The sequence below is a fragment of the Dietzia sp. CW19 genome, assembly GCF_014145265.1.
Lineage (GTDB): Bacteria > Actinomycetota > Actinomycetes > Mycobacteriales > Mycobacteriaceae > Dietzia > Dietzia natronolimnaea.
Genome location: NZ_JAALEE010000291.1, coordinates 1 through 7,643, shown reverse-complemented (window position 1 = coordinate 7,643; position 7,643 = coordinate 1). Strand labels below are relative to the sequence as shown.

8 protein-coding genes are annotated in these 7,643 nt (G+C 69.8%); 1 reads left to right on the top strand and 7 read right to left on the bottom strand.

All coding sequences use genetic code 11. The features are described 5' to 3' along the window. Positions 1-134: 134 nt before the first annotated feature. From G6021_RS09415 to kstD, 6 genes are all read right to left on the bottom strand, one after another. Positions 135-797 carry a response regulator transcription factor gene (locus G6021_RS09415; protein WP_182641144.1) on the bottom strand — a complete coding sequence of 221 codons (663 nt, stop codon included), beginning with the start codon at positions 795-797 and terminating at the stop codon, positions 135-137. Next, positions 794-2,266 carry an ATP-binding protein gene (locus G6021_RS09410; protein ID WP_182641143.1) on the bottom strand — a complete coding sequence of 491 codons (1,473 nt, stop codon included), beginning with the start codon at positions 2,264-2,266 and terminating at the stop codon, positions 794-796. Before G6021_RS09410 ends, G6021_RS09415 begins: the two co-directional genes overlap by 4 nt. A gap of 67 nt (positions 2,267-2,333) precedes the next feature. Beyond that, the gene (locus G6021_RS09405; RefSeq protein WP_182641142.1) at positions 2,334-2,723 is read right to left on the bottom strand and encodes a hypothetical protein; all 390 of its coding nucleotides are present in this window, start codon (positions 2,721-2,723) and stop codon (positions 2,334-2,336) included. An 11-nt stretch (positions 2,724-2,734) separates the two neighbouring features. Beyond that, complete coding sequence (locus G6021_RS09400; RefSeq protein ID WP_182641141.1) at positions 2,735-3,049, bottom strand: hypothetical protein; 315 nt, start codon at positions 3,047-3,049, stop codon at positions 2,735-2,737. 165 nt (positions 3,050-3,214) lie between these two features. Further along, a complete protein-coding gene (locus G6021_RS09395) occupies positions 3,215-4,075 on the bottom strand; it encodes a MaoC/PaaZ C-terminal domain-containing protein (RefSeq protein ID WP_182641140.1) in 861 nt (286 codons plus the stop codon). A 1-nt stretch (position 4,076) separates the two neighbouring features. Further along, positions 4,077-5,798, bottom strand: coding sequence for a 3-oxosteroid 1-dehydrogenase (gene kstD, locus G6021_RS09390; RefSeq protein WP_187700599.1), 1,722 nt, complete (start codon positions 5,796-5,798; stop codon positions 4,077-4,079). Between the two features lie 60 nt (positions 5,799-5,858). Here kstD and G6021_RS09385 point away from each other — a divergent pair, with 60 nt between their 5' ends. After that, positions 5,859-6,644, top strand: a complete 786-nt coding sequence (locus tag G6021_RS09385; RefSeq protein WP_182641138.1) for a 2-keto-4-pentenoate hydratase — start codon at positions 5,859-5,861, stop codon at positions 6,642-6,644. A 57-nt stretch (positions 6,645-6,701) separates the two neighbouring features. On the opposite strand, the gene G6021_RS09380 is transcribed toward G6021_RS09385, so the two are convergent. Continuing rightward, entirely contained in the window at positions 6,702-7,466 is a 765-nt protein-coding gene (locus tag G6021_RS09380; RefSeq protein ID WP_182610466.1) for an IclR family transcriptional regulator, read from the bottom strand. Between the last annotated feature and the right edge of the window lie 177 nt (positions 7,467-7,643).

The window sequence follows — 7,643 nt, the reverse complement described above, 5'->3', positions numbered from 1 at the left end:
CCGCGCGGTCCTCGGGGTGATCCGTGGCAGCCGGAACCGCCCGCCCGGGGGCCGGGCGTCGGCGCCACCGACCCCGGTGGGGATCCGGCCGGGTCTCTGACCGGGCGACGGAGTCCGATGGTGGACAGGAGTGGTCATGACAGCCGGTACCCGGCTCCGCGCACGGTGACGAGCCGATCGGTGCCGATCTTGCGGCGGAGCGTGCGCACGTACACGTCCACGACGTTGGAGGCCGGGTCGAAGTCGTAACCCCACACGTGGTCGAGGATCTGCTCGCGCGACAGCACCTGTCCGGGGTGCTTGAGGAACACCTTGAGCATGGCGAACTCGCGGCTCGTCAGCTCCACGGACTCCTCACCCACCGTGGCCACGCGCGTGAGCAGGTCCAGCGAGAGATCGCGGTGGCGGAGAACGGGCGCGGCGTCGACGGCGTCGCCCACCTCGCCCAGGCGGATGCGGATCCGGGCGAGGAGTTCGGCGAAGTGGAAGGGCTTGGCCAGATAGTCGTTGGCGCCGGACTCCAGGCCGAGGACGGTGTCGTCCACCGAGTCCCGGGCGGTGAGGACCACGACGGGGGTCGTGATACCCGAACCGCGCGCGGTGGTGAGGACCTCGAAGCCGTCCATGAGCGGGAGACCGATGTCCAGGACAACGAGGTCGTGGTCTCCGGAGCGCATCGCCTCGAGCGCGGAGTGGCCATCGCCCACGTGGGAGGTGACGAAGCCGGCGGCCTGCAGGCCCTTCTGGAGGAAGGAGACGATTCGTGCGTCGTCCTCGGCGATGAGGATGCGGTTCATGTCGGGGTGTCCTCGGGTCGGAGCGGCGTGGGCAGGTCGAGGGCGAAGGTGGCGCCCTGGCCCGGAACGGAGTCGAGGGTGACGGTGCCGCCGTGCGCGGAGGCGATGGCCGCGACGATCGACAGACCCAGGCCCGCCCCGCCGGAACCGGAGGTGCCGCTGGCGCCGCGGTCGAAACGGCGGAAGATCCGTTCCGCGTCCTCCGCGGTGACCCCCGGCCCGTCGTCGGTCACCGAGATGAGGAGCCGGCGGTCGGCGCCCGCGCCCAGCCAGCGGGAACCGATCCGGATCCGCCCTCCGGTGTCGGTGTGGGTGACCGCGTTGGAGGCCAACTGGAGCGCGGCCTGCGTGACGCGCTGGGGGTCGAGAGCGGCCTCACCCTCGGCGATCTCCACCAGCTCCCACCGGCGGTCACCCAGCTGTTGCGCCTGCGATTCGATGTCCAGGAGAAGCTCGGCGGTGTCCACCGGGCGGGGCCGCACGAAGTCGGGGCGTTCGGACTTGGCCATGATGAGCAGGTCCGAGACGATGCGGCTCATGCGGTCGAGCTCGGAGTCCACCAGGCGCATGGTCTCGGCACGGGCCACCGGGTCGTCTGCCGTGCCGGTGAGCTCCATGGTCTCCAGGTGACCGCGGATCACGGTGATCGGCGTGCGCAATTCGTGTCCGGCGTCGTCGACGAAGCGCCGCTGCGTGTCATACGCGGCCCCGATCCGATCGAGCATCGCGTTGAAGGTCTGCGCGAGTTGGGAGATGTCGTCGCGCCCACGGACCGGGACGCGACTGTCCAGGTCGGTCTCCTGGATACGCTCGGCCACCTGTCGTACCTCGCGGACCGGGGCGAGGATCTGCCCGGCCACGAGATAGCCGAACAACGCGGTCAGCGCGAGCCCACCGAGAGCCCCCCACGTGTACAGGCGCATCGTGGCGTCCACGTCCGCGCGCTCGGCGCCGGTGAAGACCGCGATGATGAACTTGGCCTCCTGGCCCGCGAGCGACACCTTGCCCCAGCGCACGGGACCGGCCGGGCTCTCGGCTAACCCCGACGGTTGCTCGGCGTCCCGGATCCGCTCGACCAGGGCGCGGTCCGCGGCCAGGTCGTAGGGGCCGGGGTCGCCGGCCGACCGGTCGACCGACAGCACCCGACCGCGGTCAATCCCGAGGTGGACCTCGTCGCGCGAGGGGATCTGCCGCCCGAGGTAGAGCGTGAGGAGCCTCTCGGCGTCCTCGAACGGGCGGGCGGTGGTGGGATCCACCCCTTCCCGCGCGAACGCGCGGAACTCCTCGAGTTCCTGCACCACGTCCGCGTTGGCCGTGCGGTCCACGTCCGTCAGGAGCTGGGCGCGGATCGTCACCCCCAGCGCGAGCAGGACCAGCGCGGTGGTGAGGACGATCCAGCCGACGATGCGCCACCGGGCCGGGATCGACGTGGCGTCGTCCTGCCGGTCGGTGACGGGGGTCGTGGTCACTCAGGTCCTCTGTTCGTCTGCTGTGTCGTCGGGTGTGTCGTCTGGTTGGTCGTCATCGGGCGTGGGCTCAGTCGTCCCACTCATCGTCCACGTCATCCAAGTCGTCCGGGTCGTCGTCCCAGTCGTCATCGTCATAGTCGAAGGGGACGACGGGCTGAACCGGTTGCACCGGCTGAACGGGCGCGGGCGCCGGTATCGACGGCGGTGCGGGAGCCGCCGGCGGTTCGGGGGCCCGCGCGGTGCGATCCTGCTCGGTGTCCCTGCGGTCCTGAGCCGCTCGGCGCTCGGCGTCCTCGCGCTCGGCCTGAGTCGGGCTGCGCAGCTCGACTGTGGCGTCCTCGACGCGGACCGGCGGGGCCCCGGTGTCGGAGCTGATGGCGAGAGCGCCCAGAGCGAGTCCCGCGGGGACGAGGACCGCTGCCGCGATGATCGCGAACCTACGTGTGAGAGCGGTCATGTCGGGGTGCCTCAGTCCTCGTCGTCCCGGTCGTCATCGTCGTCGTCGTCATCCCGATCATCGTCGTCATCGTCATCGTCATCGTCCCGGTCGTCGTCGTCATCATCCCGATCATCGTCGTCGTCCCGGTCGTCATCGTCATCGTCGTCGCCGTCGTTGCGGTCGTCGGCGGAGTCACTGTGCTGGAGCGTCGGCTGGGGGAGCGGGGAGGGGGCGTCGGAATCGTCGTCGGATCCTGCGCCGACCAGGCCGCACCCCGAGAGGGTGAGCGCGGCGGCGGCGGTGAGGGCGAGCAGGAGGTGGCGGGAGCGTGTGGAGGTGGTCATGACTCCATCGTGGACATCGGTCATGACATCAACATGAAACGCACATGATGAACGCTTCATCTGCACCCGTTCCCGACCGCGGGTCCGCCCCACAACGCGGAACACCCCGCAGGCGCCCCTCTAAGGGGCGGCTGCGGGGTGTTCCGGGACGGGCCGGTGGACCGATCAGGCGAGGTCGACCACCACGTTCTTGAGGACGGGGGCGTCCTCGCGCTCCACGACGGTGGCGGCCACGAGCAGTCGGGTGCCCTCCTCCCACACGCGGATGCGCATGGTCTCTCCGGGGAAGAAGATGCCGCCGAAGGTCACGCCGTAACCCTTGACCTTCTCCACGTCGCCTCCCAGCACGGTGTCGATCACCGCGCGCAGGACCAGACCGTAGGAGCAGAGGCCGTGGAGGATGGGCCGGGGGAAACCGGCGGCCTCGGCGAACGCGGGATCGGAGTGCAGCGGATTGCGGTCCCCGCACAGGCGGTAGAGCAGCGCCTGCTGGGGGAGGCTGGCCACCTCGATGGTGTGGTCGGGCTCCCGCTCGGGGTACTCGACCTTCTCGGAGCTGCCGCGCTCGCCGCCGAAACCGCCCTCACCCTTGGCGAAGATGCCCGATCGGGAGGTCCACAGCTTCTCGCCATCCGACGAGACCGTCTCGGACTCCTGGATGATCACCGCTGCCGAGCCCTTGTCCTGGATCTCGGCGATCGTCGTCGTCGTCGTCGCGGTTCCCGAGGCCGGGATCGGACGGTGCAGGCGCACCGACTGGCTGCCGTGCACGACCTTCGCCAGGTCGATCTCCACGCCGGGGAACGACACCCGCGGCGCCTCGGTGACGTTCATGGTGGCCGCGACGGTCGCGAACGACGGCAGCACCTTGGGGGAGGCGTCGTCGACGTAGGCCAGCCCGGCGGTGTCCATCGGGTCGGCGGCCGCCCCCACGCCTAGGGCGTAGAGGGCGACATCCGACGCGGTCCAGGAGAACTCCTGCGAGGGCAGCTCGGCGCCGAGCGCGGTATCGAGGTCGATCGGCATGTCAGGCTCCCGTCTTCCCGGTGGTGGCACTGGTGGCGAGCATGTTCTCCACGGCGAGGTAGCCGAAGACCAGGGCGGGGCCGATGGTGGCGCCGGGGCCCGCGTAGGTGTGGCCCATCACCGGCGAGGAGGCGTTGCCGGCGGCGTAGAGCCCCTCGATCACGGAACCGTCCTCGCGGAGCACCCGACCGTGGATGTCGGTGTTCGCCCCGCCCTTGGTGCCCAGGTCGCCCGGGACCATCTTCACCGCGTAGAACGGCGCCTTGCGCACCGGGCCGAGGCTCGGGTTGGGCTTGTTGGTGGGGTCACCGTAGTAATGGTCGTACCCGGAGTCACCGCGGTGGAAGTCCTCGTCCTTACCGGCGGCCGCGAAACCGTTGAACCGCTCGGCGGTCTTCTCCAGGGCCTCCGCCGGCACGCCGATGAGCCCGGCGAGCTCGGCGAGGGTGTCCGCCTTGTGGAAGTTCTCGGTCTCGAGCCACTTCCTGGGCAGCGGCTGCTTGGCCTGCAGACCGGCGAAGAGGTACCTGTTCTTGTACTCCTGGTCGAAGATGATCCAGGCCGGGACGTTCTCGCCGGGCGTCCCCTCCTGCCCGGCGGGTGCCTGTCCGAACTCGCCGCCGTACATCTTGTGGCCGGCCTCGACATAGGGCAGCGACTCGTTCATGAACCGCTCGCCCCGGGAGTTCACCATGAAGGAGCACGGCAGCGACCGCTCCGCCAACGCGAACCAGGGGCCGCGGGGCAGCAGGATCGACGGGCCCCACCAGGAGTCCTCCATGAAGGACAGCGAGGCGCCGGCCTTCTCCATGTACTCGATGCCCTCACCGGTGTTGGCGGCGGCGCCGACGGTCCACGAGGTGGGGATAGGCTGACGCTGGTACTTGTCGCGCATCTCCTGGTTGTGCTCGAAGCCACCGGACCCGATCACCACACCGAGCCGCGCACGGAGGGTCACCTCCTCGCCACCGCGGGTGACGGTGATGCCCACGACGCGCTCCTGGGTGCCCGAACCCTCGGTGACCAGGCCGGTCATGGGGGTCTCGAGCCACACCGGAACGCCGGCGTCGAGCAGGCCCTTGCGCATCGCGGCGATGAGCGCGCGACCCATCCCCACCGAGTTCTGCCCGCGCGCCTTGGCGAGGAACATCCGGAGGGCGACCCGGATCGAACGCCTGATGCCCTTGGTGTGCGGACGCTGGAGGAGGTTGAGCCAGCGGTAGTCGGACTGCATCACCACCATGTTGACCGGCGCCTTGGCGTAGCCCGGCTCCAGCTTGTCGGCCTCGGACCCGAGCTGGCGGAGGTCGAACGGCTTGGGCTCGACGGACCGGCCGCCGAGACGCCCGCCGGGAGCCTCGGGGTAGTAGTCGGAGTAGTCCTTGACCCACTCCAACCGCAGGGGGCTGTTGGCGAGGACGAAGTCCAGGACCTCGGGACCGCGGTCGACGTAGGTGTCGATCTTCTCGGGCTCCACCGCGTCGCCGATGATCGAGCGGAGGTACGTGCGGGCCGCCTCCGGGGTGTCCAGGACGCCGTCGCGTCGGAGCACGGAGTTGTTGGGGATCCACACGCCGCCGCCGGAGCGCGCGGTGGAGCCTCCGTAGTGCGGGGCCTTCTCTACGAGGACCACGCTGAGGCCCTTCTTTGCTGCAGCGAGGGCGGCCGTCATGCCTGCTCCACCGCTGCCGACGACGACGACGTCGAATTCCTGGTCTGCCATGTAGAACACGTTATAGAACTGAGCGCCGTGGCGCCAGACGGCCCAGGTAGCATCCCCCTCATGCTCAACGAGGAGACCCGCGCCACACTTGCCCAGCGACTCTGGGACGCCGAGTCGGACGTCGCGCCGATCGCGCCGCTGACCGACGACCATCCTGACATGACCCCGGACGACGCCTTCGAGATCCAGCTGGTCAACATCCGCCGCAGGCTCGATGCCGGCGCGGTGGTGACCGGCCACAAGGTGGGCCTGGCGTCCAAGGCGATGCAGGAGATGATGGGCGTCGACGAGCCCGACTACGGGCATCTGCTCGACACCATGGAATACCCCGAGGGCACCGCGATCGAGGCGGCCCGGTTCTGCTTCCCGCGGGTCGAGGTGGAGGTCGGCTTCATCCTGGGCGCCGACATCCCGCCGGAGGGATGCTCCCAGGAGGAAGCCGCCGCGGCGATCGAGTGGGTCGTCCCCTCGATCGAGTTGATCGACTCCCGCATCCGGGACTGGAAGATCACGCTGCCCGACACGATCGCGGACAACGCCTCGTCGTGTGGCTACGTGGTGGGCGAGCAGCGGGTCCGGCTCGCGGACATCGACGTTGCGGCGATCGACGCGACCCTCTACAAGAACGGCGAGTTCCTCGCGTCCGGCCGCTCCGACGCGGTCCTGGGCAACCCGCTCAATTCGGTGGGCTGGTTGGCCTCGACGGTCGCCAAGTTCGGCGTCCGCCTGCGCAAGGGAGACGTGATCCTGCCCGGCACCGCGATCCGTGCGATGGACGCTGCGCCCGGCGATTCCTTCCGCGCCGAGTTCGCCGGCCTGGGGGACGTGACCATGGAGTTCCGCTAGCGCGGGGGCAGCCAGTGCGGGGGTTCGGCTGCGACGCTCACGTTCCCTCGGCCCTCGTCATGTCCGGTCCGTCGCCATCGCGCGACTGGCGGCCGCGGCCACCCTGGTGACCAGTGGCTCCAGTCGAGTGAGTGCCGCCCCGTCCGCCGCGCTAGCGGAGAGCGCCGCCACCGCTCGTGTTCCGCAGGCGCCGTCCTCGTCGTCGTCGAACACGGGTGCGGCCACGCAGTAGAGGCCGGGCGTGAGCTCGGCGCGATCCACCGATCGCCTTCTGCGCCGGATCTCCGCCAGCTCCACGGCGAGCGCATCCGGCGAGGTGAGCGTGGTGTCGGTCCAGGCGATCAGCGGGCCCTGCGACACCCGCTCGGCGGCGGCGTCGTCGAACGCCAACATCGCTTTGCCCACTCCGGTGCAGTACGCCGGAAGCCCGCCGCCGATCCGCGACGGTGACGGGATCGGCCGCGGACCGTGCAGCTTGTTGAGGTACACCACCTCGTCACCGTGCAGCGTGGCCAGGTGCACCGTCGCCCGGGTCGCCTCGAATAGGTGCGCGAGGAACGGTGTGAGTACGCGGCGGGTCCGCTCGTATGCCGGCGAGGCAGGAATCGGATCCAGCTCATGCACCAGCGGCCCCAGTCGATAGCGCTGGCCGATGCGCGTGACCGCATCGTTTCGCTCGAGTGCGGCCAGGAGGCGAAGGGTCGTGGACTTGGCTAACCCGGCCTCGCGGGAGATCTCGCTCAGTGTCAGGCCGGTTCCCGCCGCCGTCACCCGCAGCACGTCGAAGGCGCGGTCGACGGGGGAGACGGGCGGTTCGGTCATGCGGTGAGTGTAGCGCGGAGGTCCGACATCGAGTGACGGATGATTCGAACACTTGCGCTAGTGAGGTAGTGACGTTAGAGTAGTGCGTATGTTCGATGCAGGCGCCGCGGGGGGAGGTTGGTCGGTAATGAGTGCGACGACGACGAGTTCCGCGGCGTTCGGGGCGCTTCGCGCCGT

Excerpts from the sequence above, each read along its gene's own strand:
- G6021_RS09415 (WP_182641144.1), bottom strand. The coding sequence starts at position 797 with ATGAACCGCATCCTCATCGCCGAGGACGACGCACGAATCGTCTCCTTC.
- G6021_RS09405 (WP_182641142.1), bottom strand. The coding sequence starts at position 2,723 with ATGACCGCTCTCACACGTAGGTTCGCGATCATCGCGGCAGCGGTCCTC.
- G6021_RS09400 (WP_182641141.1), bottom strand. The coding sequence starts at position 3,049 with ATGACCACCTCCACACGCTCCCGCCACCTCCTGCTCGCCCTCACCGCC.
- G6021_RS09395 (WP_182641140.1), bottom strand. The coding sequence starts at position 4,075 with ATGCCGATCGACCTCGATACCGCGCTCGGCGCCGAGCTGCCCTCGCAG.
- kstD (WP_187700599.1), bottom strand. The coding sequence starts at position 5,798 with ATGGCAGACCAGGAATTCGACGTCGTCGTCGTCGGCAGCGGTGGAGCA.
- G6021_RS09385 (WP_182641138.1), top strand. The coding sequence starts at position 5,859 with ATGCTCAACGAGGAGACCCGCGCCACACTTGCCCAGCGACTCTGGGAC.
- G6021_RS09380 (WP_182610466.1), bottom strand. The coding sequence starts at position 7,466 with ATGACCGAACCGCCCGTCTCCCCCGTCGACCGCGCCTTCGACGTGCTG.